The sequence below is a fragment of the Paenibacillus sp. D51F genome, assembly GCF_053345695.1.
The window spans coordinates 362,380-386,971 of record NZ_JBKFAO010000002.1; the positions used below are offsets into that span (position 1 = coordinate 362,380).

Sequence of the window (24,592 nt, forward strand, 5' to 3'; positions counted from 1 at the left end):
AACAAAATGAGGGTCCGTTTTCGACTATGACAGCATATGAATGCCATATTGCAAACGTACCTTCATCTTAGCGGATTAGACAGGCCTGTTCAAGCCGAGGAGCGGCAGGACTCGCCCCCTGGGCACTCTCGGCTTGCCTGGCTGGACGCAAGGAGCTCGGGGGCGTCTGCGACAGCGGCAGGGTGACCGTGAAGACGGCTCCTTCCTCGGAATCGTTGTGCGCTGCAATGGCTCCGCCATGCATCTCCACGATCTTCCGGCTGATGGACAAGCCGAGGCCGCTGCCGCCGCCGGTCCGGGTCCTTGACTGGTCGGCCTTGTAGAAGCGCTCGAAAACATGGGGCAGGCTGGCGATCGGAATGCCGGTCCCCGTATCCTTGAAGGTGACGACCGCCTCCCCATTCGTCCTCCGCAAGGTGATCTGGATGGACCCGCCGTCCGGCGTGAACTTGACGGCGTTATGAAGGAGATTGATCCATACCTGATCCAGCAGATCGGCGTCCGCATCCGTTTCGGCAGGGTCCATCTGCGCCTCGACCTCCAGGCTTTTGGCGCTCCACTGGGGCTCGCATGCCAGGATGACCCGCTGCAGCTGCTTGTCGAGCCGGACCGGGACAGGATGGAACGGATGCTTGTCGGAATCGAGCGAGGCCAGCTTCAGCATGCTGTCCGACAGCCGCGAGAGGCGCACGCTCTCCTGCTCGATGATATCGAGATAATGCTCGCGCTGAAGAGGAGTCAGCTCGCTGTCCTTGAGGACGCGGGCGAAGCCGCTGATCGACGTGAGCGGCGATTGGATCTCGTGGGAGACGTTGGAGATGAACTCCTGGCGAAGAATCTCCATCTTGTCGAGATCGGCTGCCATGCTGTTGATGCCTTGGACAAGATTTTCCATGTAGCCTTCGTTCATCTCCCTCGGCATCTCGATCGATACGCGGAAGTCCCCCTTTGCGATCGCGGCCAAGGCATCCAGGATTCCTTGAAAGGCTTCCATCTGCTTTCTGCGCGCGAACCGTCCCCATAGGTACAGAATGCATCCGAACAGGATGAAGCCGGCCCCTGATTTCAACAGCTGGCCGGCCAGAGGAGCGGGCTCCCAAGCAAGCCACTCGAAGAAATAGAACGACGCCGTCCAGCAAAGCACGAGCAGCACGGCGACTCTCGCCATCGTGTAGGCGACCATGAGCCTTAACCTGCTCTTCGAGCCCAGCCTTTTCATCGTTTCTCCTCCAGCCTGTAGCCGAGCCCGCGGATCGTGCGGATCTCCAGATGCTCCGCCTCGGTCAGCCGCTCGCGCAGCCTCTTGATATGCACGTCGACCGTACGCTCGTCTCCCTCGTAATCGAAGCCCCAGATCTGCTCGATCAGCGAGTCGCGGCTGAGCGTCTTGCCCGGGTAGCTGGCGAGCAGGAAGAGCAGCTCGAATTCCTTAAGCGGAAGCGTCGCTTCCTTGCCGCCGATCCGGCATTGGAACGTCTTGCGGTCCAGCTCGAGCTCCCCGATCCGGATCTGCTGGGAAGCCGCGATCCGGTAGCGCTTCAGCAGAGCCTTCACCCGCGCGGTCAGCTCCAGGGAATCGAACGGCTTGACGAGGTAATCGTCGGTGCCGAGCTCGAACCCCTTGATCTTATGCACCGTTTCGCCCTTGGCCGTGAGCATGAGGATCGGCATGCCCTCGTAGTTCTCTCCCAGCCGGCGGCACAGCTCCCACCCGTCCATCTCCGGCATCATGATATCGAGCACGACGAGATCGGCTCGCCTGGAAGACAGCTTGAGCAGAGCCTCGCGGCCGTTGGCCGCTTCTTCCGTCGCATAACCTTCCTTGCGGAGCAGATGGGAGACCAGCTCGCGGATATGGCTGTCGTCGTCGACGACAAGGATATGAGTCATGTCGGTTCCGCCTTTCCAATTGCGCATATAGGCATTTTATCGGTTGTGTTCTCATTCCGTAAACCTGATTGTGCCGGATTAGCGGATGGGCTTATAGTAACCGTCCTATATGAACTGAATATGTACTCGGGAGCATGACCGAATATAAAAACAGACCCCCGCTGCAATCTGCAATCGGGGATCTGCCGCTTTCAAATGCGTGCCGGCAACGCTTTCGCGTGGGCAAGAAAGGAAAAGACTGGGATGCTTTCGCCTACACAGCGCAGCTGACGGCAGCCTGGCAGACCGCCGCCGCCGTCAGCGGTATTTCGGGAGCCAGTCGCCATGGGCTTCGATCAAGTCGTTGCATAGCGCGATGATGTCGTCCATGGACAATTCCGCCGAGGTATGCGGATCCAGCATGGCAGCCTGGTAAATATGCTCCTTGCGGCCGGTTACCGCCGCCTCCAGCGTCAGCAGCTGAGTATTGATATTGGTCCGGTTCAAAGCGGCCAGCTGCGGCGGCAGATTGCCGACATGCGTAGGCTGGACTCCGCCGCGGTCGACGAGGCAAGGCACTTCCACGCACGCCTCGCTCGGCAGGTTCGGGATCAGGCGGCCCGTGTTCATGACGTTGCCGCCGATCCGGAACGGCACGTCGGTTTCGATGGCTTCGATGATATGGGAAGCATATTCATGCGTCCGATCATGCGCCAGCTCCTGCTTCCCGAGCAGCTCCTCCCGCAGCCGGTTCCAGTCGGCGATCTGATTCACGCAGCGGCGGGGATATTCATCCAACGGAATGTTGAAGCGCTCGATCAGCTCCGGGTAATTCTTTTTAATGAAATAAGGATGGTATTCCGCGTTATGCTCGGAAGATTCCGTCACGTAATAGCCGAATTTCAGCATCAATTCGTAACGGACCATGTCATGATGCTTCTCCTTTTGCCGCTCCGCCGCTCTCCGTCTGATCTCCGGATACAGATCTTCCCCGTCGCGGGTCGCTTCCAGCAGCCACGCCATATGATTGATGCCGGCGATCTTCGTCTTGACGCCTTCGGCGCTGATTCCGAGGTCCTTGAACAAATGGGGCACGCATACCTGGACGCTGTGGCAGAGGCCGACCGTGTTCACCCCGCCGTAGGTGTTCATATAGTTGGTCAGCACCGCCATCGGATTCGTGTAGTTCAGGAACAGCGCGTCCGGACAAACTTCCCGAATGTCTGCGGCGAAGTCGTGCATGACCGGGATCGTCCTCAGGTTGCGGAAAATGCCGCCGATGCCGAGCGTGTCCGCGATCGTCTGGCGCAAGCCGTATTTCTTCGGAATCTCGAAGTCCGTAATCGTGCAAGGATCGTATCCGCCCACCTGAATGGCGTTGATGACATATTTGGCTCCGCGCAGAGCTTCTTTCCGATCGGAATAAGCCTTGATCCGGCAGCTGCTTCCGCTGGTCGCCTTGATGGCGCCGAGCAGCTGCTCCGATTCCCTCATCCGCTCGGGATTGATGTCGTACAGAGCCAGCTCGAACGACTGCAGAGCCGGCGTCTTCATGACGTCGCCGAGCACATTTCGCACGAACACGGTGCTGCCTGCGCCGAGGAAGGCGATTTTGTCCATAGGTGCATCCTCCTTGAATACGTTCATTTGTGTGCCTTGCGGCTAAGCCGCAGGCCATTTGCCGACGTTGGCGGCTTCGGGCGTTCAACCTCGTCATTATTGTAAAAGAACGCTTTCAGATGCGGTATGGAAGGTTGGAGGCAATGCATGGACATTTGTGGTCGTTTCCGCTACTGTGGAATCAAAAGAAGCTGAGGAGGCTTTCGTCCGATGCCGGCCACTCCGGACCACTACGAGTTCAAGGTAAGCGACAATCCGGGTTCTGTGCCCGCTGCAGAATTGACGGTTCTGTTCAGCGGCGAGGGCAGCCCGATTCCCGGCCACGAGAACGGTCCCGGCATTCATGATTACGTCCTTGTCCATACCGTTACAGGCGGCAAAGGAACGTTCCGCTGCGGAGACCAGGCCGCCGAGCTGACTTCAGGAGACAGCTTCACGATCTTTCCAGGCGTCTTGTTCCATTATACGGCGGACAGCGAGAATCCCTGGCAGTACAACTGGGTCGCGTTCAGAGGACATGCCGCCCTGCAGCTTCTCGCCGAGGCCGGGATTACGCCGGAAAATCCCGCCATTCTCGGCCAAGGAAGCGGCAAGGCCGCAGAGCTGTACGCCCGGCTGCGGGCTTCCCTCGCATCGGGAAGCAGCGCTTCTCTGATGGACATGGAGGCGAGCGGCTGGCTCCGGCTGCTGCTGGCCGAGTTCGCCCGCCTGCAGCCGGATGCCGCTCTGCCCTCGGCCCGCTCCACCGCCGCCGCCCGCCGGCAGGCGGAGCAGGCTGCGCGCTGGCTGCAGACCCATTATGCCGAAGCCGTATCCATCTCGGCGCTGGCGAAAGCTCTCGGCTACCATCGTTCCCATCTGTCCAAGGTGTTCCGGAGCGTCACCGGCCTCTCTCCCATGCAGTATCTCCAAAATATCCGCCTGCGCCGGGCGATGGCGCTGCTCGGCACGGAACTGAGCGTGGAGCAGGTGGCGGCATCCTGCGGATTCTCCGATCCGCTCTATTTCTCCCGGCAGTTCAAGCGCAGCGCCGGCTGCTCGCCTTCCGCCTACCGGGCGCGTCTCGTCGGCCCATAAAAAACAGGCAGCCCCGAAGCGATCGCTTCGGGGCTGCCTGTCATGATGCGGAAGCAGAGGCTGCTTTCCGTCCTGCTGGACGGATAATGATCTTGATCGGGTCCTGCTTCTATACCTGCTGGATCTTGATGAGATTGGTCGCTCCCGAGCGTCCGCTCGGCACGCCGGAGGAGATGACGACATAATCGCCTTCATGCAGCAGGCCCGTCTTGCTGCCGTCGACGATCGCGGACTGAAGCAGCTCGTCCGTGCTCGTCGCGCGCTCTCCGAGCACGGGAATGACGCCGCGCAGCAGGCACAGCTTGGCCGTTACGCGAGGATCGGGGGTAATGGCGATAATGGGAGCCTTCGGCCGGTATTTCGATACCATGCGCGCCGTGAACCCGGATTCCGTCGGCGTCAGGATCGCTTTGGCGTCGAGATCGATGGAGGAGCCGACGGCGGCCTGGCTGATCACTTCGGTCGTCGTCGTGGCGTGGAGCGCCTGGCGCGACTGGAATTCAAGCCGGTAATTCAGCATGGACTCCGCCTTGACGGCGATCGAGGCCATGCGGCGCACCGATTCCACCGGATACTTGCCGGCAGCGGTCTCGCCGGAGAGCATGATGCAGTCGGTTCCCTGCTGCACGGCGCCGGCGACGTCGCTCACTTCCGCGCGCGTCGGGCGCGGGTTGACCTGCATCGACTCCAGCATATGCGTAGCGACGATGACCGGCTTGCCTGCGATGTTGCACTTCGTGATCATTTCCTCCTGCAGGGCAGGCACGTCCTCGACAGGAATCTCCACGCCGAGATCGCCGCGGGCGACCATGATGCCGTCCGATGCCTCGATGATGGCGTCCAGGTTCTCGACGCCTTCATCATTTTCGATTTTGGAGATGATCTGGATATGTCCGGCACCGTTCTCTTCGAGAATCTGGCGGATCTCCATGATGTCTTCCGCTTTGCGGACGAACGAGGCCGCGATGATGTCCACGTTCTCGCCGATGCCGAAGTGGATATGCTTGACATCGCGCTCCGTGACGCCGGGCAGGCGGGTACGGACGCCGGGAAGATTGACGCCTTTGCGAGGCTTGAGCATGCCGCCGCTGACGATCTCGCAGCGGATCTCCGTGCCTCCGGATTCCTTCACTCTCAGCTCGATCAGGCCGTCGTCGATCAGAATCGTGCTGCCTTCATGCACATCCTCCGGCAAGCCGGGGTAGTTGACGGAGATGCGGGACGCATCGCCTTCGAGCTCGACCGTGGTCAGCACCAGCTCGGAGCCCGTCTGCAGGTGGACCGATGGAGCGGAAAGCTTGCCGATCCGCACCTCGGGTCCTTTGATATCCATCAGGATGGGAACAAGCTGTCCGCCGACAGCGGCCGAAGCCTCGCGGACCGAACGGATGCGGGCGGCATGGTCCTCCAGCTCCCCGTGAGCCATGTTGATGCGGGCCACGTTCATGCCGGCCTCCATCATTTGCTTGAGGGTGTCGACCGACTCGCTTGCCGGACCGAGCGTACATACGATTTTTGTTTTGCGCAGCATGATTGAAGTCCTCCTAGGTGTTTGCTTCCTCTATTGTACCTGTTGAAGAAGACCAAAACGACGTCCTATAGTATAATAAAAAACCTATAGTACGATAAAAGGAGCCGACTCATGGCGCAATGGCCTAATAATTGGGATATCAACCGGATTCAAGGAAATTCCGAATCCCTGATCAGCCGTCGAACCGGCGACCGGAATGTTCTGCTGCTGGCCAGCTACGGAAAATTCACGCTCGATATAGACGGGGAGCCCCTCGGGACGGCCCGTGGCGACCTCATCTTCATTCCCGCGGCGGCAGAGGCCAGGTCCATCGCTCTTCCGGGGGTGTTTCACGAGATGTACGTCATCTCGTTCAGCCTGGATTCCTCCCCGGCCTCCGGCTTCCCCCTGCCAGGGAGATGGGAGCGGATAAGGCCTGCCGCCTATGATCTGCTGCTCGACCGGATCAAGTCGATGCTCGGCGAAAGCAAGGAGGGACTGCCCTACTCCCGCTTGCTGGGAACGGGTCTGCTGCTGGAGATCATGGCGTTATGGGGAAGAGAGCGGTCCAAGGGGGAAGCCAAGGCAGCCGGAAGCCGCCATATCGACAAGATGAAAGCTTTCCTTCAGGATCATTACCGTGAGCATATAACCAAGGAAGAGCTTGGCGAATGCATAGGCCGCACGCCGAATTATGCCGCTTCGCTGTTCCGAAGCGGCACCGGGCAGACCATCAGCGGTTATGTCCATTCCTTGCGGATGAAAACGGCGGTCTACATGCTGCAGGAATCGCTGCTCACCGTAGAAGAAATCGCGGCCTATCTCGGCTATGCCGAGGTGTCCTACTTTCAGCGGGTGTTCAAGCGCTCCTATGGAGAACCGCCGTCTATGTACGCCAGCCGCATCCGCTAGGATGAGCTGGAGGCTCCTCAGATTTTGCCGGAGCCGTCTGCTTCGCTATCGATCGCGTCAAGGCGCTCATCGATAACGAAATCCGACACATCGGAATCGTCGGCAGCTGCCGCCAATTCGATAACCGCAAGCTCGCGATCTTCCTCGCGGTCCCAGAATTTGATTCCGGATGCCAAGGTATCGACCGTTTGAATGGCTTTTTCCTTCAGAGCCGTTGCTCCGGCAGCCGTCTGCCTTGCCGCGGCCGCAGCTTTGTCGCCGATGATTTCGCCGATTTCAACAGCCGTGTCGGCTGCCTTGACGGCATACTCGCCGATGTCGGAGCGGAGCTCGCGGCCCGACTTCGGAGCCAGCAGCAGCGCCGTCACCGATCCGACGATACCTCCTGCAATCGCGCCCCATGCAAATCCAAATTTCTTCTTCGCCATCTTAATCGCTCCCTTCCTCGTTAGGGTTCCCATTCTTCCGTACGGAACATGCAGAAATCCCAATCTTTTCGCGGCGGCTGCGCCAAAACATCCATCCTTCGAGCGCGACTTCGGCGATGCCGATGGCCTGATCGATCTGCTCCCGGTATTTGCCGGCAGCCTGCTCTACGCGGACTGCAGCCGATTCGGCCGTGTCCGCAGCCGCATGAGCGATCTTGCGCGCCGCCATCTGGGCATGGTTCGCTGCGTCCTGCAGCTTGAGGGCGGATTCCAGGACCGGACCGAGCAGCATCAGCTGCCGCCTCGCTTCCTCAGCCGCCTCTCTTGCGGGCCGCAGAGCATGGCGCGCATCGCTCAGAAGCTCGTCGAGCTGCTCCTGCGATTTGTTTCCTGACGACTGGGCTTCTTCCATCCAGGCTTTAAGACGGCGAAGCACCACGACGAACTGCCATGCCGCCGCAGCGACGGCGATTGCCGCCACGGCGGCCCCTAGCGCCGCGATCCAAGCTGCCATGCCTCCACCTCCTGCATGTTCCGGTTCCGGGCGGGAGCCCATTGCCTGAGATCAGTAGATGCGGCGTGGGCTTGGCTTGACACTTCAATCTAAAAATAAAAAAGCCGCCCTCCGGAGGGCGGCTTTCGAACTTGAAGTCGTGCTGTCATTGTTCCTTGGCGAGATAGGTCTCCACCTGATCCCGGAAGCTCGCCAGCCAGCCGGGCAGCTGCGTCGTGAAAGGATGCAGCTCGCTTCGCGGCCAATCATAATATTCCTGGACGAGCTTGCGGCGCAGCGATGCCAGCTCCGACAAGCTGCGGGCAAGCCCGGCATCGATGACTTCCTCGCCGCCGATGATCTCGACGATATCCTCGTAGCTGCTCGCATCCCTCATGATATAGCCGTCGATGAGGCAGCTGCCTACGTCCGTCACGGTCTCGATCGCCAGATGGAGAGCTCTCTCCTGCGCGAGCCCCTGAAGCAGCGTTCCTTGCCAGCCGGCCGCCAGCTCCCTGAGCGCCTGCTCAAGCTCCGGCATGGCGCCGAGCCTGAGACGGATGTCTTGCACATTGACGTAATACATGAAGCGCCTCCGTTATCGGTTATTCTTTTTTCTGCCGCGCCGCTTCAGCCAGACTATCATGATGATGCTGCTGACGATGACGACGAACAGATAGACGATCATCTGATAAAAATCTTCCCCAAGCGATTCTTCCTGCATACTTACGCACCTTCCTTAAGAAGCCGGAGCTCCTCCTGCTTGTTGGTTCAGCCTATGTAGTCCACGCTCACGGAAGATTCGCGGGCCTCGTTCATGTGCTCGATGACCTTCTGATGGACCGGATGCACCTGGTATTCTCCAAGAGCTTCCAGGGAATCGAACTTGGTCACGAGAGCGATATCGTACGAACGCTCGGAATGGACGACATCGACGCCTACTTCCAGGTGCCGGAGCACCTCGATGCGGCCTTCCATGTCCCGCAGGACGGAGGCCGTGCGCTCCACGCTGTCTGCGCTGCGGTCTTTGAGGCGGAAGAACACGATATGGGTCAGCATGGTAGTGAAAACGCTCCCTCTTGATCATGAATCGGCGCGGAACTTGCGTCATCTGCATGTCCCGAGCCCTTTTGACCCATAATAACTCAAGCCGCAGCATTCGGCAATGCCAGCAGAAGGGAGCAAGAACAGGTGCGTTATCCCGTCACGATCGCCGCGGTCCTGATCAGCCTTGCCCTATGCCTTTTCAGCTCGACGGGGTATGACCCCCATAACTTCCTCTTTTTCATGTTCAGCCCTGTCGCCTGGATCTCGGATGTATTCTACGACATCCATGCCACGCCGGTCTGGATCATGTACGCGCTCACGATCGCCTGTTATGCGGCCATCGGATACGCCTGCGACCGGATCATCCAGGCCGAGCGCCGCAAAAGCAACGCCTGATCAACCGGAAAGCCCTGGCGGACACCTGCTTCGAGCAGATGTCCGCCAGGGCTTTTCCGTTTCCTGCAGTGGCCGGGCTCAAGCCGGCTGCAGCCGGCCGTTCTCCAGCTTCAGCACGCGGTCGCAAAACTCCAGAACCCGATCGTCATGCGTGACCATGACGCCCGCTTTTTTCTGCGCCTTCACGCCGTCCCGGAGCATGCGGACAACATCCCGGCCTCGTTCGGCATCCAGGCTTGCCGTCGGCTCATCGGCATAGATGACCGACGGATCGTTCATCCATGCCCTCGCGACGGCCGCGCGCTGCCGCTCGCCTCCGGACAGCTTCTCGGGATAGTATCTTCTGCGGTGGCCAAGCCCAAGCCGCTCAAGAAGCTCCTTCGCCCGCTCCGATGCCGCGGCGGCAGGAGTTCCGGACAGCTTCGCCACTAGCAGCAGCTGCTCCTCGACGCGCAGATAAGGAATCAGGTTCGCGGACTGAAACACGAACCCCAGCTTGGTGAGCCGCAGATCCGCCAGCTGTCCGGCATCCATGCCGACGAGCGGCTGTCCGTCTACGCTCACCTCGCCTCCGGTCGGAGACAGCAGCGCTCCGGCGATCGAGAGGAAGGTGCTTTTGCCGGAACCGGAAGGTCCGGTCACGGCGACCAGCTCCCCCTCTCCGACTTCCAGCGACAAGCCGTCCAGAATCGTCACGCTCGATTCGCCGTCCTGGAACTTCTGGGTCACATTTTCCATGATCAGTCTCGGTTTCATCATGCCGTCCTCCCTATCGCATCCAGCGCGTCGGTGCGCGCTACCTTAATGACAGACAACAACGAGCCGACTATCGATGTAAGCAGAAACAAGGCGCAGGTGAAGGCCGCCGTTCCGGCATCAAGCTGGAAAGGAACCGTGGCGGGCATCGCCGCGCGCATGCCCCAGATGAGCAGCAGGCTCCCCGTCAAGCTGGCCGCGGCCAGAAGGAGCACCTGCCAGAGGACGCTTGCCGACAAATAGCCGGTTCTGGAGCCGATCGCCTTCAAGATTCCGAATTGGCTCGTCTTCTGGATGGTCATGACATAAAAGAACACCGCCAGGACGAATGCCGAGATGACGAACAGGAATGCGATCATCATGACCAGCGTGCCTTGCTCCTCGGAATAGCCGGGAATCGCCTGGATAATCTGATTCTTGGCGAGCAGCTCCGTGCCGGGCAGCTTGCCCTGCAGCGCTTCCGCATCGGCCTGGCTGCCGCGGAACGCAATCGCGTTGTAGCCGCTTTCCCGTCCGGACTGCTGCAGCTTGCTCCACTCCGCCGGACTGACGAACGCCGCCGGCGTATGGCTGTAGGATTCATCCTTCACGAAGCCGGCGACGGTCCAGCTGCGGCCCGTGACCGTGTCGGTTAGCTTCGTCCCGAGCCTAACTCCCGATTCCGACAGCTTCCGGTCCACGACGATGGCGCCATCCGTCCCTGCGGCCGGCTTCGTCCCCTCGACAACGGGCGGCGCCAGCCAGCCATCCGGCTGCACCGACATGAGCGCGGCGTCAAGCCGGGCCCCCGTCGCTTCGTTCTGAAGCGAAGCCATGCGAACGCCAAGCAGCTGGACGGCTTCCTCCCCGGCTGCCTCCTTGGCCGCGGCCCCCTGCACCGGCGTTATCGCGGAGCGGGCGAGCCGGCTGTCCGAGCCTTTCTGGACAATAAAGTAATCGGCCTTCATATTCACGACCGAGGATGCGTTCGCATAGGACAATCCTTGCGCCAGCCCGGTCACGAACAGCACCAGGAAAGACACGAGCAGCATGATCGTCGCGATCAGCGCGTACTTCAGCTTGGAATGCCTGATTTCCCGCAAAGCCAAAAACATGAACATCTCCTCCTTCTCATGCCTTCAGCTTAGAGATGCTGCGTGAACGGAGCGTGAACCGGAGATTACAAGCGGCTGCATGGCTTCTGACAGGAGCAGCCGGACGGCAGGCCGATCGAATCCGGCGCTGGAGACGCAGCGACTGCGCCGACGGCATCTCAGGCGGCATGAGCGATCGCAAAAAACGCGCTGAAGCGCAAAAAAAGCGTCTCTCCTCAAAAAGGAGAAACGCTTTTCCGATGCCGATGCTACTCGACGACGAGCTCGGATACCATGTCCGCATGTCCGGTTCCGCACATGACGGAACAGTGCATTTTGTAGCGGCCCGGCTTGTCGAAGGTGACTTCCTGCTCCATCTTGTCGCCTTGCAGGTCGATGCCGAAATCCTCGATGGCCAGACCGTGCATGCCGCTCTTGTTGTGCAGGACGAGCTTGTACTTCTGGCCGGCCTTGACTTTGTATTCCTTCTGGTCGAACACGAAGTCCTGCGACGCAGTTACCTTCAGCAGCTCGACGCCCTCGGGCAGTCCAGCGCTCTCGTCTTTCGGCGGCAGCGGAAGTCCGATCGTCAGCATGTACAGACCCAGCAGGGCTGCGATAATCAGCATTGTAGACATTACGTATTTCATGCGTTCCTTGCTCCCCTTCATGCTTAGATGAGATGCCCATATTTGACCATGACTGCTTCTATAATACCTAAGAATAGGAAATGATCACAAGCTTTAACCGTTTTCAATTTTATTTTATCCCGAAATGTTTGACAGATTCATGAACATTCCGTGGCGATCATGAATCTTTTTTGCGGAAGATTTCAATGAACGCCTTGATCCTTCCCGGCAGCGGCAAGCCGACCCGGCCGTAATTCTCCGTGATGGACAACAGCTCGTTGCCCGTATAGAAGAAAATCGCAGTCGTCATGACGGCGTTGCCTCCCATAAGCTCGTCGATCCGGTGCGCGATGAGGATGACGAGCAGCGTAAGTCCCTTGCGCGCCAGCCCCCACCAGCCGACCAGACTGCTCAGACGTCTCCCTTCGCGCAGAGAAGCCGCCATTCCGGAAATATAATCGACCGCCATGCAGACGAGCAGCAGCGTCAGCGATTGATGCCAGGCGCCGAACGCAAATCCGATCATCAAGCCGATGATCGCAACAAGCGAGCCCGTGGACGCATCTTTCATCCCCGTTACCCCCCTCTATCAGCATTTGATAGACTATCGTATGCCGATAGAAGGGGAATGTGATGGTTGTCCGCCTTTTCAACGCGAGCCAGGTTCAGGTCAGATGTAATTTGCCGGTGTGGACCAGGTCGAAATGAACGCGACCTTCAGCTGCTCGGAACGCGGATGCCATTCCCCGCTCTTGGCCAGCCGCTTCTCTTTCGAGGATAGATTAGCCCTATGGCGGAAACTTTATCCATCGTATCCCGATCCGCGCTCGAGCCCTTTGACTTCGCCGCTGCTCGCATTGGGCTTATTTCTCCCAGGAGCAAAACGAAAACAGCCGCCCTTGATGATGGCTCTGCCGCATCCGGCTGGAGCATCATCGAAGGGCGGTCGCTTGTCAGTCGATGTAGATCATTTTGCGGGTCATGCCCCCGTCGACCGTCACATTGGTTCCCGTGACGAAATCGTTGTCCGGGTCGGTCAAGTAGAAGCAGGCCCGGACGACATCCTCCGGAAGTCCTACCCGTCCTGCCGGATGCTGCTTGTGGTCGGCTTCGCTCAGCCTGGCCGTGCTGCCGGTCTCGATCCAGCCCGGGCTCACGGAGTTGACCCGAATGCCCTCCTCGCCCAGCGACAGCGCCAAAGCGTGGGTAAGCGACAGGATCCCGCCCTTGGAGGCCGCATAGGCTTCGGAGGAAGGCTCCGACATGAACGCGCGCGTCGAGGCCATATTGACGATGGAGCCTCCTCGGCCGTTCGCCTTCATCAGGAGGGCCGCTGCTCGGCTGCAAAGGAAGGCGCCGCGCAGATTGGTGTTCAGCACCTCGTCCCATTCCTCCACCTCCAGCTCCCAGATGGACTTGAACGCGCTGATGCCGGCATTGTTGATCAGAATATCCACTTTTCCATAACGTTCTTTTATGCCTGCAAACAATGCGCCGATGTCCTCGGGCTTGCCGAGATCGGCCGTCCATGCCGAACAGCTTCCTCCGCTTGCGTGTATCAGAGACGCGGTTTCATCGGCTCCATCCCGATTCCGGTCGACAAGCACGGCATCCGCGCCTTCCGCAGCGTATCCGAGCGCGACGGCCCGTCCGATTCCGGAACCGGCTCCGGTCACGACGACCGTTTTTCCTTTGAATCTCACCCTGCATCCTCCCCTTTCGGCGTTCATTCCCTGCCTATCATACTTTACCTTGGGGAGCCGCCGTCAAACCTCCAAAAAAAGCCGGACCCGGCTTCCGCCCGGTCCGGCCCCCTCACGCTTGGCTCTTGCCCGATCAGCCTGTCGAAGGGCTGTTCGGCACATGGCCTTTCTGGTTCCTGTTCTCGTTCGTGGAAGCGGCAAGGTTGTTCTCGGCTTCCTTGCTCCGCTCCGCGTATCCCTTCTGCTTGTCTTCGAACGAATGCTTTTTGTTGCGCGACATGGCTCATGCCTCCTTTCTCTCCTGAACATGCGCCCGCTCCGCTGGCAGGCAGCCGGCCAGGCAGACAGCCGGATAGACAGCCGGATAGACAGCCGGATAGACAGGCAGACTGACACGGCCAAGCAGACAGCCAGGCAGGCGGCCGGCCAGGCAGCGAAGCCTGCTTAGAATGCCCCTGCATGCCGGAAGTCATGATGGCCTCAGCCCTTTTGTTTCCCTTTTGGCGCCAAACTCGTTAAAATATAGACAGCAATCATTATCGGTACAGAGAGGAAGCGTTTCATGATCATCAAACCAAGAACCCGCGGCTTCATCTGCACGACAGCCCATCCGGAAGGCTGCGCCAAGCAGGTCCAGGAGCAGATCGACTACATAAAAAGCCAGCCTAGATGGGAAGGGCCGAAGCGCGTGCTCGTGCTTGGCGCCTCGACCGGCTACGGCCTGTCCGCCCGCATCGCCGCCGCCTTCGGAGCCGGCGCCGACACGATCGGAGTCTTCCGCCCGAGCGCCGCGACGGATAAGCGCACCGCATCCGCCGGCTGGTACAACTCCGCCGCATTCGAGCGCAAGGCGGCCGAAGCGGGACTGAAGTCCATCAGCGTGACGGGCGACGCCTTCACCGACGAGACCAAGGACCGCGTCGTTGACGTCATCGCCAAGGAATTCGGCCAGGTGGATCTCGTCGTCTACAGCGTCGCGGCTCCCCGCCGTACCGATCCCGATACGGGAGAGACGTTCAACTCGGTCCTGAAGCCGATCGGCGCTCCGTACAGCAACAAGACCGTCAACTTTCATACCGGCGAAGTGACCGACGTGACGATCGAGCCGGCCGAAGGCGACGACATCGCCCAGACTGTAGCCGTCATGGGCGGAGCCGACTGGCAGCGCTGGATCGACCGGCTTCAGGACGCCGGCCTGCTCGCCGAAGGAGCCGCGACGATCGCCTATTCCTACATCGGATCCGAAATTACGCAAGCCATCTACCGCGACGGCACGATCGGCCAGGCCAAGGACGACCTGGAAGCAACGGCGCTGCGCCTCGGAGATCAGCTCTCCCCGATCGGAGGACGCGCTTACGTATCGGTCAGCAAGGCGCTCGTGACGCAGTCGAGCTCGGCGATACCCGTCGTTCCCCTCTATGTCTCGGCTCTCTACAAGATCATGAAGGAGAAGGGGCTGCACGAGAATACGATCCAGCAGACCCACCGCCTCTTCGCCGACCGCCTCTACAATCCGGCAGGCACGCCGGTCGACGAGAAAGGCCGCATCCGCATCGACGACTGGGAGCTGCGAGCCGACGTGCAGGAGGAAGTGGATGCCGTCTGGAACCGTGTCGACACGGATTCCATCTACAGCCTGACGGATCTCGAAGGCTACCGCCGCGAATTTTTCCAGCTGTTCGGATTCGAGACGGAAGGCGTCGATTACGATCAGGATGTCGACCCTCAGGTCGAGATTCCGGGCGCCAAATAAGAACAAGAAAAAAACGCCTTCGCAGGCGTTTTTTCATTTAGGATCGAGGATGGGAATCCTCGTCTTCAAGGACGAATACGCTGATCTCCCCGAACAGCCGGCCCGACAGATCGTGGATATCTCCCGCCTGGCCGGCGATTCCCCGGATCGCCTCGTGCTGCTCCGTGCTCAAGGCGCTCATCCGCTCTACTCCCGCCGCGGTCTGTCCGGCTATGGCGGCGACGCTGCGGACCGCTCCGGCCAACTCCTCGTTGCTGCTGCGCGTGCGCTGCACCTGGCCGTGGACATGATGGATGCGGGTGCCGATGTCTTCCATGGAACGGCTGATGGATTCAAAGGCGTCGAGCGTGACCGCGACCTGTCCTTCCTGCTCGTCAAGTCCGCGCTTCGTCTCCAGCATGGATTCCCGGAAGCTCGCCATCCCTTCCTGAAGCCTTTCGATCAGGCCGCCGATATGGAAGGTGGACTGCTTCGTCTGGGATGCCAACTGGCGGACTTCCTCCGCGATGACAGCGAAGCCTCTGCCATGAACGCCGGCTTGAGCCGCTTCGATGGAGGCGTTCAAGGCCAGAATTTGCGTCTGGGCCGAAATCTGCGCGATCAGACGCGTGACGCCGCTGATTTCCTCCGACTGGCGGCTAAGCGTATCCAGCTGCCGGTACATCCCCTCGATCGATTCGCCGGAGCGCTTCGCCGAACCGCCCAGCTCGCCCATCGCCGACAGCCCGCTGCCGATATTGGCGCCGGATTGCTCCCTTGCCGACATGACGGCGTCCATCGCCTTCAGCATCTCATCCAGCTCATGCTCCAGCCGCCCGATAAGCAGGGCGCTATGCTCCGACAATCCGGACTGCTGCTGCGCTCCGGCGGAGATCTCCCCGATGGAGACGAGAATGTCCTCGTTGGCCTTGGCTGTAACGCCGGCAGAGGAGCGGAAAGACTCGGAGTAGTCCGTCATCGAGGCGGCCACTCCGCGTGTCTGTCCCAGCATGCTGCGGACCTTGGACACCATATCGTCGAAGTGCCGGCTGAGCTCTCCCAGCTCGTCCCGCCTGCGGGAATTGATCCGCACGCGCATATCTCCCGAAGCGAGCGCCGCGACCGCCTTTTGCAGCCGGCTCACCGAAGCGGCAAACGACCGGATCAGGACGAAAGCCACGATAACCGTGAAGATCAGGACGACGGCAAGACCGTAAAGCGATGCATCTGAAGTCTGGCTGAGCAGCTCGAACGAATGCTCCTGCGCCGACCGCGCGTTCCGGTCTGCTGCCGCTCCCAGCCGCGAGGTGATGTCCAGCATGTTCTGGCTTTCCGCCGAGGCGTGCGTATGGAGCTGATCGACCTTGTCCAGGACGGCGAGCGGATCCATGTCCTCATCGTCGAGTACCTCGACCATGCCGGCGAAATCCTTCTCATATTCGCCGACCTTGCTTCTCAGATTGGCGAGATCCTCCGCAGCCGTCCCTCCTTCCGGAAACGACAGCTTGTCCAGCTCCTTATGCAGGGCGGCGCTCATCGTCTCGAACGACTTGGCCGTTTCCGTGTCGCTTGTCTGCTTAAGCAGGCTTTCGGCTGCGTTCATCTCCTGCAGGAACTGGTTGATCTTGGCCGTCGTTATCCGCTTCTCCATCTCCGTCTTCAGCTGCGTCATGGAATTCCTGACGCCGCCCTGCATGCCGCCCTGATAGAGGACAGCCGCCAGGAAAAAGAGGGCAATAAAGAGGAAGCTTGCCGCCAGCTTCATTTTCATGGACCTTGCAACCGCGCTTATCTTCTTCATCTCGTCAGCCCCCGCATGATGTAAATTTATGCTAGTTCAGCATCTATCCTAGCAGAGGAAAGTTAACGAACATGATGATTTTCATCAACTCCCTGTTAACGTTGGGACTTCCGGAGAAGGACTTCAGTCCTGCCTCGATCGTTTGTTTCCCATCCTTATTTTGTATTGACAACCTCCTCCTACTCGTTTTATAGTGGGAACCAACTAATACTGATAATCATTATCATTTATAAAGAACGCTTGGCGTCAACCTGGTCGGAGTGGAAAGCTGGTCCGAAGACAATCCCCGCTTCAAGGACAACTATATGATCATCAGCAAAAACCCGGACCGACAACTCCTACCAGGAATCCGAAACGTAAAATACATTCCGGCCGTCAAGAACAACCGGGTGTACGAAGCCAACGCAAAGAGTTCTACTTCAACGACCCGGTTTCGCTCGAATACCAGCTTGAATTCTTCAAGCAGCATTTCCTCGGAAACTAATCCGTGCCGGAAGGAACTCTATCTGGATTCCTTTCCGCTATTTCGGGTAAAGGAATGATCAACGATGTCCAGTCCAATCCGCCGAAGGCTTCACTTCGGGTATAAGCTTGCCGCGTCCCTGCTTGTCCTTGCCGCCGCCTTCCTCGCCTCGATGCTGCTCGGAGCGGCCGACATCGGCTTCCGCGAAGTATGGCTGGCCATGACCTCCAGCGAAACGAGCAAAAAAATAGTGCTCATCCGCGAATTCCGCCTTCCCCGCGAGCTGGCCGCGCTTGCCGTCGGAGCCGCGCTCGCCGTATCCGGCGCCGTCATGCAGGGAATGACCCGCAATCCGCTCGCGGATCCGGGCCTGCTGGGACTGACGGCCGGAGCCAACGCGATGCTGGCCATCACGATCGCCTTGTTCCCTCAGGCCGGCTACTTCGGCATCATGCTGAGCTGCTTCGCCGGAGCCTCCTTCGGCGCGCTCGTCGTCTTCGGAATCGGAGCCGTGCAGAAGGGCGGCTTCTCGCCACTTCGCATCGTGCTTGCGGGAGCGGCCGTATCGGCTCTTCTCTACGCGGTCGCCGAAGCTGTCGGCCTTTATTTCAAAATATCGCAGCAAGTGTCCCTGTGGAACTCCGGCGGCGTCATCGGCACGACCTGGAAGCAGCTCGGCGCCATTACGCCTTTCATCGCCGCCGGCATCGTGCTGGCGCTGCTGTTCTCCAGGCATCTGACGATCATGAGCCTGAATGAAGACGTGGCGACCGGGCTCGGCCAGAACATCGCCCGGATCAAATTGCTGCTGTATGTCGTCGTCATCATCCTGGCGGGCGCGTCGGTCGCCTTGGCAGGCAACCTGGCGTTCCTCGGGCTGCTCGTGCCGCATATCGCGAGAAAGATCGTCGGACCCGATTACCGGTTCGTCATCCCGGTATCGGCTGTCGGAGGAGGGGCGCTGATGCTGGTCGCCGATACGCTCGGCCGTACGATCAACGCTCCGTACGAAACATCGATTACGGCTATCGTCGCCATGATCGGCCTGCCGTTCTTCCTCTGGATCGTGAAGAAAGGAGGGCCTGCCTTCCAATGATCGCCTCTTCGATTATCCGCCGGCAGCGCATCATCGTCGCTGTCCTGATCGCGCTCGCCGCAACCCTCATGTTCATCAGCGCCGGATGGGGCTACTCCAGCCTCGGCTACAAGCGCCTGCTCCCCGTGCTGTCCGGCCACGGAACCGGCAAGGAGGATCTGATCCTGTCGATCCGACTCCCGAGAATCTTCATTACGTTCCTGGCCGGCATGGGCCTGGCCCTCTCCGGCGCCATCCTGCAGCGGGTGACCCGCAACGATCTGGCCGATCCCGGCATTATCGGCATCAATACCGGCGCCGGCCTCGGCGTCGCGCTCTTCTTCCTGTTCGCCCCCATCGAGCCCGGCTCGTTCGTGTACCTGATCACGTTCGTCTCCTTCGCCAGCGCGATGGCCACGGCCCTGCTCATCTACTTGTTCTCCTACCGAAGAGGAGAAGGCCTCCAGCCTGTCCGGCTCGTGCTGGTCGGAGTCGGGTTTTCCCTGTCCCTCTCCGGCGTCATGGTCGTGATCATCTCCTCCGCCACGCGCGAGAAGGTGGACTTCATCGCCAAATGGCTCGCGGGCAGCATCTGGGGAACCGACTGGATCTTCATCTGGGCTCTCCTGCCGTGGCTGATCATCCTGATTCCGTTCACCCTCTACAAGGCCAACCAGCTCAATCTGCTGGAGCTGAGCGAGCCGGTAGCCGTCGGCATCGGCCTGCCCGTGAACCGGGAGCGGATCAAGCTGCTCATCGCCGCCGTCGCCTTGGCGGCCTCCTCGGTCGCTGTCACCGGCGGCATCTCCTTCATCGGGCTGATGGCGCCGCATATCGCCAAGACGCTAGTCGGACCGCGCAACCAGCTGTCGCTGCCGATCGCCATCCTCACCGGCGGCGTGCTGCTGATGGCGGCCGACATGATCGGCCGCAACATGGCCGATCCGGCCGGCATCCCGGCCGGAACCGTGGCCGCGTTCATCGGAGCCCCTTACTTCATCTATCTTCTGCTCAAAAAAGCTTGATCAATGAAAACGGAACGGTCCAAATGGACCGTCCCGACCGCGAAGCCGCCCGGGAGCATCCGGGCGGCTTTATTTGTTGTCTCCTGCGTATTGCTTCATCAGGTCATCCGGTCATCCCACTGATCCGCCGGCTGGAGGACATCGAGAATCCGAACATCCTGCCCGTCAGGGATACCGGCGTGATTTTTTTAAATAGGATGTTGACGGACGGGGTCAGCCCCGCCGCAGTCAAGCTGAGCAGAAACCGCAGCCCCATCAGCTCCCAGGGGTTGCTGACGAACGCTTGCGGGATGAAGATGACGCCGGCGGCGACAAGCGCAGCCAGAATAACCTTATGCAATATCTCCGCCGGAATAAATCTCACTTCTGAACTATGATATAGTAAGCTATTATAGAAAGCCTGGAAAGGAATCCTTCGCCTTGTCATCCGCTTCCGCTTCATCGCCGCGGCCCGTCAACGATCGTCTGATCATGGCGGTCTGGACCTGCGGTCTTTTCGTCGTCATCATGAACACAACGATGTTCAACGTCTCGATGCCGAGCATCATCCGGGATCTTCATATCACCGCCGATCTCGCTTCCTGGATCATCTCCGGCTACTCCATCGGTTATGCCCTCTCGACCGTGATCTACAGCCGGCTCTCGGATTCCGTGCCGCTCCGGCGGCTGCTCGTCATCGGCCTGACCGTGCTCGGCATCGCCTCTGTGACCGGATTGTTCGCACGCAGCTTCGCGATCCTGCTCGGAGCCAGGCTGCTGCAATCGGCCGGCGCGGGCGTCATGGCCGGCCTCGGCCTGATCATCGCCGGACGGTATGTCCCGGCTCACCGCAGAGGCAGCGCCATTGCGATGATCTCGGCAGGAAGCGCCATGGCCTTCGGGATGGGTCCCATCGTGGGCGGCCTGATCACCGAGTACTGGGGCTGGAACGGCTTGTTCGGCTTTACATGCCTCGTGCTGCTCGTCATGCCCTTCCTGCTCCGGCTGCTGCCGAAGGATGCGCCGCCGTCCAGCGGCTTCGACAAGGCCGGGGCGGCGCTGACCGTCGTCAACGCGCTCTCGCTGCTGCTAGCAATAACGAGGCTGTCGCCATGGTGGCTTGCCGTCAGCCTGCTGTCCCTCGCCGCCCATGTCTGGCATATCCGCCGCCGCCCGGCTCCGTTCCTCGATTCCGGACTGCTGAAAAACCGGCGCTACCGCAAGCTGCTGGCCGTCGGCTGGTGCGTGCTCGTCATGAACCTCGGCAATCTGTTCCTGATGCCGCTCGCCCTGGCCGACCTGTATGGGCGCTCTCCGCTGGCGATCGGCCTCACGATCGCTCCGGGAGCGGTCCTGTCCGCCATTCTGACGCCGTTCGTCGGCCGCTGGATCGACCGCTTCGGGAACCGGCTGTTCCTGCTCATCGGGCATGGCGTGCTCGCCGGCGTTCTGCTCGCCCAGATGCTCGGCCTGCCCCATTCGGCGGCCTTCATCCTGTGCGGATATATGCTGTTCTCGCCTGCCATATCAGCCTCGACCGCATCGCTGAACAACGAGACTTCGCAGCTGCTGCCGAGAGAATCCCTCGGCTCAGGCATGGGGCTCATGCAGCTGATGCAGTTTTTCGGAGGCTCGGTCTCCACCGCCGTATGCGGCCTGCTGCTGCATCATTATTCCGCTCTGCCCGCTGCCGACAGCTATTCCAAGGTCTATGCCGTCCTGCTGGGAGTCAGCCTGATATCGTCAGCCGTGCTGGCCTGGTACTGCCTTGCGTCCAGGAACCCTCGCAGCGGAGAAGGCACTGCCGAAGCCGTTTGACGAATTCGATGGAAAAGGAACAAGCCCGGGAGCGATCCCGGGCTTCCTTTGGTATGGCTCCGAAATGCCGGAATCCCTACGGAGGCCGGTATCGCCGGCTTGCGCCGCAGCGTTTGGATCATTCAGGCCATCATGATATAATTCCAATAGATCCGTTCAAATTTTTAAACCTTTGGACTATAGATAAAGGAGGAGATTCCCATGGGCAAGCTGACGCTTCAGCATCTGCGGGAATGCCTTCCTGTCTTTCAGACGCTGGGAGATTCCAACCGTCAGGAAATTCTGATGCTGCTGCATGAGCATGGAACCTTGACCGTGAACGAGCTGACCGACAAGCTCCATCTATCGAGGCCCGCCGTCTCCCACCACCTGAAGCTGCTCCTGCAGGCCGGCCTCGTCGCCTGCGAGCAGCAGGGCACGCAGCGCCATTACTCCATCACCCTGGAGGCTTCAGCCGCTTTGTTGAAGAAGCTTCTCGCCGCATTGGAAGAACACTGCCTGTAAGCCATCATTTTTGTCAAGGAGGACGCTGGATGAATACCGTTACCCCCGCTGATGTCGAAGCCGTTCTTCAAGAGCATCGCCGCTTCTTCGCCGCCGGAGCCACTCTTCCGATCGCCTACCGCATCGAGCAGCTGAACCGGCTTGGCGCTGCGATACGCCGCTACGAGCAGCGCCTGAGCGAGGCTCTCTACCTGGATCTGCACAAAAGCGAAACCGAAGCCTATATGTCCGAAATTGGATATACGCTCAGCAGCCTGCGCCTCATGACGCGCAAGCTGAAGCGCTGGGCGAAGCCCGAACGGACCGGCACCCCGATGTTCCAAATGCCGGCCAGCAGCCGCATTCACCGGGAACCGTACGGCACCGTGCTCATCATCGGCCCGTTCAACTATCCGTTCCAGCTGCTGATCGAGCCGCTGCTCGGGGCGATCGCCGCCGGCAACTGCGCGGTGCTCAAGCCTTCCGAGAATACGCCGCATGTGTCGGCTGTCATCGCGGAGCTCATCCGGGACACGTTCAACCCTTCCTATATCCGCCTGATCGAAGGCGAGAAGGAAACGACGGCCGCTCTGACGGCGGCTCCGTTCGATTACATCTTCTTCACGGGCAGCGTGCCCGTCGGCCGCATCGTCATGGAGGCCGCGGCGAAAAACCTTGTTCCCGTGACGCTGGAGCTTGGCGGCAAAAGCCCTGTCATCGTGGAGCGGACGGCCGACCTGAAGACAGCGGCGATGCGCATCGCTTGGGGCAAGCTGATGAACGCCGGCCAGACCTGCATCGCTCCGGACTATCTGCTCGTGGACAAATCGATCAAGCAGGAGCTGGTGGCCCGGCTGAAGGAAGCCTTCACCCGCTTCTATGGGGAGGATGCCTCTGCAAGCCCGGACTTCGGCCGAATCGTGAACGCCCGCCAGTTCGACAGGCTTGCCGGCGTGCTGGAGAAGGATAAGGAAGGCATTCTGCACGGCGGCAAAATGGACCGCGACCGGCTTTATATCGAGCCGACGCTGCTGGAGGCGGACTTCCACCGCTCGGCTTCCATGCAGGAGGAGCTGTTCGGTCCCCTGCTTCCCATTCTCGAGTACGAAAGCCTGGACGAAGCGGTCCGCCTCATCAACAGCCGCCCCAAGCCGCTGGCGCTCTATCTGTTCACCTCCAGCAAGCAGGCGGAGCAGGAAGTGCTGGCCCGCGTGCCGTTCGGCGGTGGCAGCGTCAATGACACGATCTCCCATATCGTCAATCCCGAGCTTCCGTTCGGAGGCGTCGGCAATTCCGGGATCGGCGCTTACCACGGGCGCCACAGCTACGAGCTGTTCTCCCACAAGAAGAGCATCTTGAAGCGCAGTACGAAGTTCAATTCCAGCTTCCTGTATCCGCCTTATGGAGATAAACTGAAGTGGATCAAGAAGATTTTGAAGTAGCGCCGCGCCGATTCTATTGAACATCTTCCAAACCTGTCTGTAAGACAGATTTTTTTTGCTGCGCGCTGATTATGTGAGCTCGCTGCATGACCTGTCCAACTGAGCCCCGCGTCAGCTACAATAAGGATATTGAGGGAAAAATTATGCTTGGAATTAGTCACGATGAATAGACTTAAAAAAAATCCTTATCGAGGATGAAAAGAATATTTCCCGCACGAGATTACTTGGACCGAAACAGCTATGAAGCCGCTGTGGCCGGAAACGGCCTAGACGGCTTGAAGATCATCGAGCTGCTTCAGCCAAATTATGTCATTCTTGATCTCATGCTTCCGGATATGAAGGAAGCCGTTCTCGTTAAGCGAATTGCTAACATGCATCAATGCTTACTTCTGCTGGCATGACCGCATGGCCGCGCCGGCAGGACTTGTCAGTAAAAACATTGTCAATACTAGTGCCATCCCGAGTCACATGACGAATATATGCCGTTCCATCTGCTTTTTTTGAATAGTATAGAGTAATAAATTTTGTATCGTATGCTCCATCGTATATGAAGGCCGAAGGATTCCCTGATATGATTGCTCCTCCGCTTGGTACCTCCGACGTGCTTTCCTTATAACCGATGTATTCATAATCACTGCTTGTACCAAGGGTAACCGACTCCCCCTTCTTCATAGCTCTACTTTGATCGTTGAAGCTTGTATCTATATCCGTGAACGTTTGAAGAACAGTTTGGACATTCAAGCTCGAAAATGACACTGGAAGACAGCTTCCCTGTAATTTGCGCTTTAAAATTCACCGTACTTGTATCTATACCGGTCTTGGAACCACTTACAACTTGTGGACTTCCTATGGTTTGACCAACGTAGCATTCATAACTCTGATATTGCCCGTCTTCCGTCGGGCGCGAAGCATTAAAATAATCAATATCTGCTTGGGAAGATGAATTAAATTTCCGAATCGTAACGTCTTTTACAGTTCTGCCTGGAAAACTAAAAGTATAAGGAGCGTCAAAAGTTACTTCATCATTGGGTTTATATGTAGTCCACTGACCCGCGGAATTACTCCAAATATCCATATACATAAAACCAACAGCGTATCTGAATACGCTGTTCGGATTATTTATATCTCGAGCTGGAACAATACTTGGGTTTCCTTCGCCTGGTGCAGCAAGAACTTCTTTGCCGAATGCCGGTATAAAACTTGATAAAATACTGAGGATCAAGAAAATTGATATAAATGTCTTTTTGGAGATTTGCAATTC

At 59.1% G+C, this 24,592-nt stretch carries 27 protein-coding genes and 1 pseudogene; 10 read left to right on the top strand and 18 right to left on the bottom strand.

Annotation, left to right across the window (positions count from 1 at the left end; all coding sequences use genetic code 11):
- Positions 1-67: 67 nt before the first annotated feature.
- The 3 genes from ACLBWT_RS05385 to melA all read right to left on the bottom strand — a co-directional run bounded on the left by ACLBWT_RS05385 (position 68) and on the right by melA (position 3,489).
- Positions 68-1,219, bottom strand: coding sequence for a sensor histidine kinase (locus ACLBWT_RS05385; protein ID WP_447662020.1), 1,152 nt, complete (start codon positions 1,217-1,219; stop codon positions 68-70).
- Positions 1,216-1,890 carry a response regulator transcription factor gene (locus ACLBWT_RS05390; RefSeq protein ID WP_447662021.1) on the bottom strand — a complete coding sequence of 225 codons (675 nt, stop codon included), beginning with the start codon at positions 1,888-1,890 and terminating at the stop codon, positions 1,216-1,218. Before ACLBWT_RS05390 ends, ACLBWT_RS05385 begins: the two co-directional genes overlap by 4 nt.
- A 297-nt stretch (positions 1,891-2,187) precedes the next feature.
- A complete protein-coding gene (gene melA / locus ACLBWT_RS05395; protein ID WP_447662022.1) occupies positions 2,188-3,489 on the bottom strand; it encodes an alpha-galactosidase in 1,302 nt (433 codons plus the stop codon).
- Positions 3,490-3,699: 210 nt separating this feature from the next.
- Between melA and ACLBWT_RS05400 the strand changes: the two genes are divergently transcribed.
- Positions 3,700-4,566, top strand: coding sequence for an AraC family transcriptional regulator (locus ACLBWT_RS05400; RefSeq protein ID WP_447662023.1), 867 nt, complete (start codon positions 3,700-3,702; stop codon positions 4,564-4,566).
- A 109-nt stretch (positions 4,567-4,675) separates the two neighbouring features.
- Here the strand turns inward: ACLBWT_RS05400 and pyk are convergent, their stop codons facing one another.
- A complete protein-coding gene (pyk, locus tag ACLBWT_RS05405; RefSeq protein ID WP_447662253.1) occupies positions 4,676-6,094 on the bottom strand; it encodes a pyruvate kinase in 1,419 nt (472 codons plus the stop codon).
- 114 nt (positions 6,095-6,208) lie between these two features.
- On the opposite strand from pyk, the gene ACLBWT_RS05410 reads away from it, so the two are divergent.
- Entirely contained in the window at positions 6,209-6,988 is a 780-nt protein-coding gene (locus ACLBWT_RS05410; protein ID WP_447662024.1) for a helix-turn-helix transcriptional regulator, read from the top strand.
- Positions 6,989-7,005: 17 nt separating this feature from the next.
- Here the strand turns inward: ACLBWT_RS05410 and ACLBWT_RS05415 are convergent, their stop codons facing one another.
- The 5 genes from ACLBWT_RS05415 to ACLBWT_RS05435 form a co-directional block, all read right to left on the bottom strand.
- Positions 7,006-7,416, bottom strand: a complete 411-nt coding sequence (locus tag ACLBWT_RS05415) for a YtxH domain-containing protein (RefSeq protein WP_447662025.1) — start codon at positions 7,414-7,416, stop codon at positions 7,006-7,008.
- A 1-nt stretch (position 7,417) separates the two neighbouring features.
- Positions 7,418-7,930 carry a hypothetical protein gene (locus tag ACLBWT_RS05420; RefSeq protein ID WP_447662026.1) on the bottom strand — a complete coding sequence of 171 codons (513 nt, stop codon included), beginning with the start codon at positions 7,928-7,930 and terminating at the stop codon, positions 7,418-7,420.
- Positions 7,931-8,075: 145 nt separating this feature from the next.
- Entirely contained in the window at positions 8,076-8,495 is a 420-nt protein-coding gene (locus ACLBWT_RS05425) for a DUF86 domain-containing protein (protein ID WP_447662027.1), read from the bottom strand.
- Positions 8,496-8,507: 12 nt separating this feature from the next.
- Positions 8,508-8,633: a hypothetical protein gene (locus tag ACLBWT_RS05430; protein ID WP_021880370.1), complete on the bottom strand. Its 126-nt coding sequence runs from the start codon at positions 8,631-8,633 to the stop codon at positions 8,508-8,510.
- A gap of 47 nt (positions 8,634-8,680) precedes the next feature.
- Positions 8,681-8,968 (bottom strand): Dabb family protein, encoded by a 288-nt coding sequence (locus tag ACLBWT_RS05435; protein WP_076358198.1) that lies wholly within the window; start codon positions 8,966-8,968, stop codon positions 8,681-8,683.
- Positions 8,969-9,100: 132 nt separating this feature from the next.
- Between ACLBWT_RS05435 and ACLBWT_RS05440 the strand changes: the two genes are divergently transcribed.
- On the top strand, positions 9,101-9,352 hold the full coding sequence (locus ACLBWT_RS05440; protein ID WP_447662028.1) for a hypothetical protein: 252 nt from the start codon (positions 9,101-9,103) through the stop codon (positions 9,350-9,352).
- A 78-nt stretch (positions 9,353-9,430) separates the two neighbouring features.
- Here ACLBWT_RS05440 and ACLBWT_RS05445 read toward each other — a convergent pair whose 3' ends face one another.
- The 6 genes from ACLBWT_RS05445 to ACLBWT_RS05470 form a co-directional block, all read right to left on the bottom strand.
- The gene (locus tag ACLBWT_RS05445; RefSeq protein ID WP_447662029.1) at positions 9,431-10,111 is read right to left on the bottom strand and encodes an ABC transporter ATP-binding protein; all 681 of its coding nucleotides are present in this window, start codon (positions 10,109-10,111) and stop codon (positions 9,431-9,433) included.
- Entirely contained in the window at positions 10,108-11,202 is a 1,095-nt protein-coding gene (locus ACLBWT_RS05450; RefSeq protein WP_447662030.1) for an ABC transporter permease, read from the bottom strand. Before ACLBWT_RS05450 ends, ACLBWT_RS05445 begins: the two co-directional genes overlap by 4 nt.
- A gap of 248 nt (positions 11,203-11,450) precedes the next feature.
- Positions 11,451-11,831, bottom strand: a complete 381-nt coding sequence (locus tag ACLBWT_RS05455) for a cytochrome C oxidase subunit II (protein ID WP_447662031.1) — start codon at positions 11,829-11,831, stop codon at positions 11,451-11,453.
- A gap of 157 nt (positions 11,832-11,988) precedes the next feature.
- Entirely contained in the window at positions 11,989-12,381 is a 393-nt protein-coding gene (locus tag ACLBWT_RS05460; RefSeq protein WP_447662032.1) for a phage holin family protein, read from the bottom strand.
- 382 nt (positions 12,382-12,763) lie between these two features.
- Positions 12,764-13,540, bottom strand: a complete 777-nt coding sequence (locus ACLBWT_RS05465; protein ID WP_447662033.1) for an SDR family NAD(P)-dependent oxidoreductase — start codon at positions 13,538-13,540, stop codon at positions 12,764-12,766.
- A 106-nt stretch (positions 13,541-13,646) separates the two neighbouring features.
- Complete coding sequence (locus ACLBWT_RS05470) at positions 13,647-13,793, bottom strand: hypothetical protein (RefSeq protein WP_164762954.1); 147 nt, start codon at positions 13,791-13,793, stop codon at positions 13,647-13,649.
- 282 nt (positions 13,794-14,075) lie between these two features.
- Between ACLBWT_RS05470 and fabV the strand changes: the two genes are divergently transcribed.
- Complete coding sequence (gene fabV, locus ACLBWT_RS05475) at positions 14,076-15,266, top strand: enoyl-ACP reductase FabV (RefSeq protein WP_447662034.1); 1,191 nt, start codon at positions 14,076-14,078, stop codon at positions 15,264-15,266.
- A 37-nt stretch (positions 15,267-15,303) separates the two neighbouring features.
- Here fabV and ACLBWT_RS05480 read toward each other — a convergent pair whose 3' ends face one another.
- Complete coding sequence (locus ACLBWT_RS05480) at positions 15,304-17,046, bottom strand: methyl-accepting chemotaxis protein (protein ID WP_447662035.1); 1,743 nt, start codon at positions 17,044-17,046, stop codon at positions 15,304-15,306.
- Positions 17,047-17,330: 284 nt separating this feature from the next.
- Between ACLBWT_RS05480 and ACLBWT_RS05485 the strand changes: the two are divergent.
- The 3 genes and pseudogenes from ACLBWT_RS05485 to ACLBWT_RS05495 all read left to right on the top strand — a co-directional run.
- Positions 17,331-17,530: pseudogene (locus tag ACLBWT_RS05485) on the top strand (ABC transporter substrate-binding protein); the annotation flags it as partial.
- 64 nt (positions 17,531-17,594) lie between these two features.
- Positions 17,595-18,605: a FecCD family ABC transporter permease gene (locus ACLBWT_RS05490; RefSeq protein ID WP_447662036.1), complete on the top strand. Its 1,011-nt coding sequence runs from the start codon at positions 17,595-17,597 to the stop codon at positions 18,603-18,605.
- Positions 18,602-19,609 carry a FecCD family ABC transporter permease gene (locus ACLBWT_RS05495; protein ID WP_447662037.1) on the top strand — a complete coding sequence of 336 codons (1,008 nt, stop codon included), beginning with the start codon at positions 18,602-18,604 and terminating at the stop codon, positions 19,607-19,609. Before ACLBWT_RS05490 ends, ACLBWT_RS05495 begins: the two co-directional genes overlap by 4 nt.
- 103 nt (positions 19,610-19,712) lie before the next feature.
- Here ACLBWT_RS05495 and ACLBWT_RS05500 read toward each other — a convergent pair whose 3' ends face one another.
- Positions 19,713-19,949, bottom strand: a complete 237-nt coding sequence (locus ACLBWT_RS05500; RefSeq protein ID WP_447662038.1) for a hypothetical protein — start codon at positions 19,947-19,949, stop codon at positions 19,713-19,715.
- 80 nt (positions 19,950-20,029) lie between these two features.
- Here ACLBWT_RS05500 and ACLBWT_RS05505 point away from each other — a divergent pair, with 80 nt between their 5' ends.
- The 3 genes from ACLBWT_RS05505 to ACLBWT_RS05515 all read left to right on the top strand — a co-directional run bounded on the left by ACLBWT_RS05505 (position 20,030) and on the right by ACLBWT_RS05515 (position 23,331).
- Entirely contained in the window at positions 20,030-21,406 is a 1,377-nt protein-coding gene (locus tag ACLBWT_RS05505) for an MFS transporter (protein WP_447662039.1), read from the top strand.
- A 201-nt stretch (positions 21,407-21,607) separates the two neighbouring features.
- On the top strand, positions 21,608-21,910 hold the full coding sequence (locus tag ACLBWT_RS05510) for an ArsR/SmtB family transcription factor (protein ID WP_447662040.1): 303 nt from the start codon (positions 21,608-21,610) through the stop codon (positions 21,908-21,910).
- Positions 21,911-21,939: 29 nt separating this feature from the next.
- The gene (locus tag ACLBWT_RS05515) at positions 21,940-23,331 is read left to right on the top strand and encodes an aldehyde dehydrogenase (RefSeq protein ID WP_447662041.1); all 1,392 of its coding nucleotides are present in this window, start codon (positions 21,940-21,942) and stop codon (positions 23,329-23,331) included.
- Between the two features lie 676 nt (positions 23,332-24,007).
- On the opposite strand, the gene ACLBWT_RS05520 is transcribed toward ACLBWT_RS05515, so the two are convergent.
- Positions 24,008-24,589 (bottom strand): hypothetical protein, encoded by a 582-nt coding sequence (locus tag ACLBWT_RS05520; protein WP_447662042.1) that lies wholly within the window; start codon positions 24,587-24,589, stop codon positions 24,008-24,010.
- Positions 24,590-24,592 lie beyond the last annotated feature (3 nt).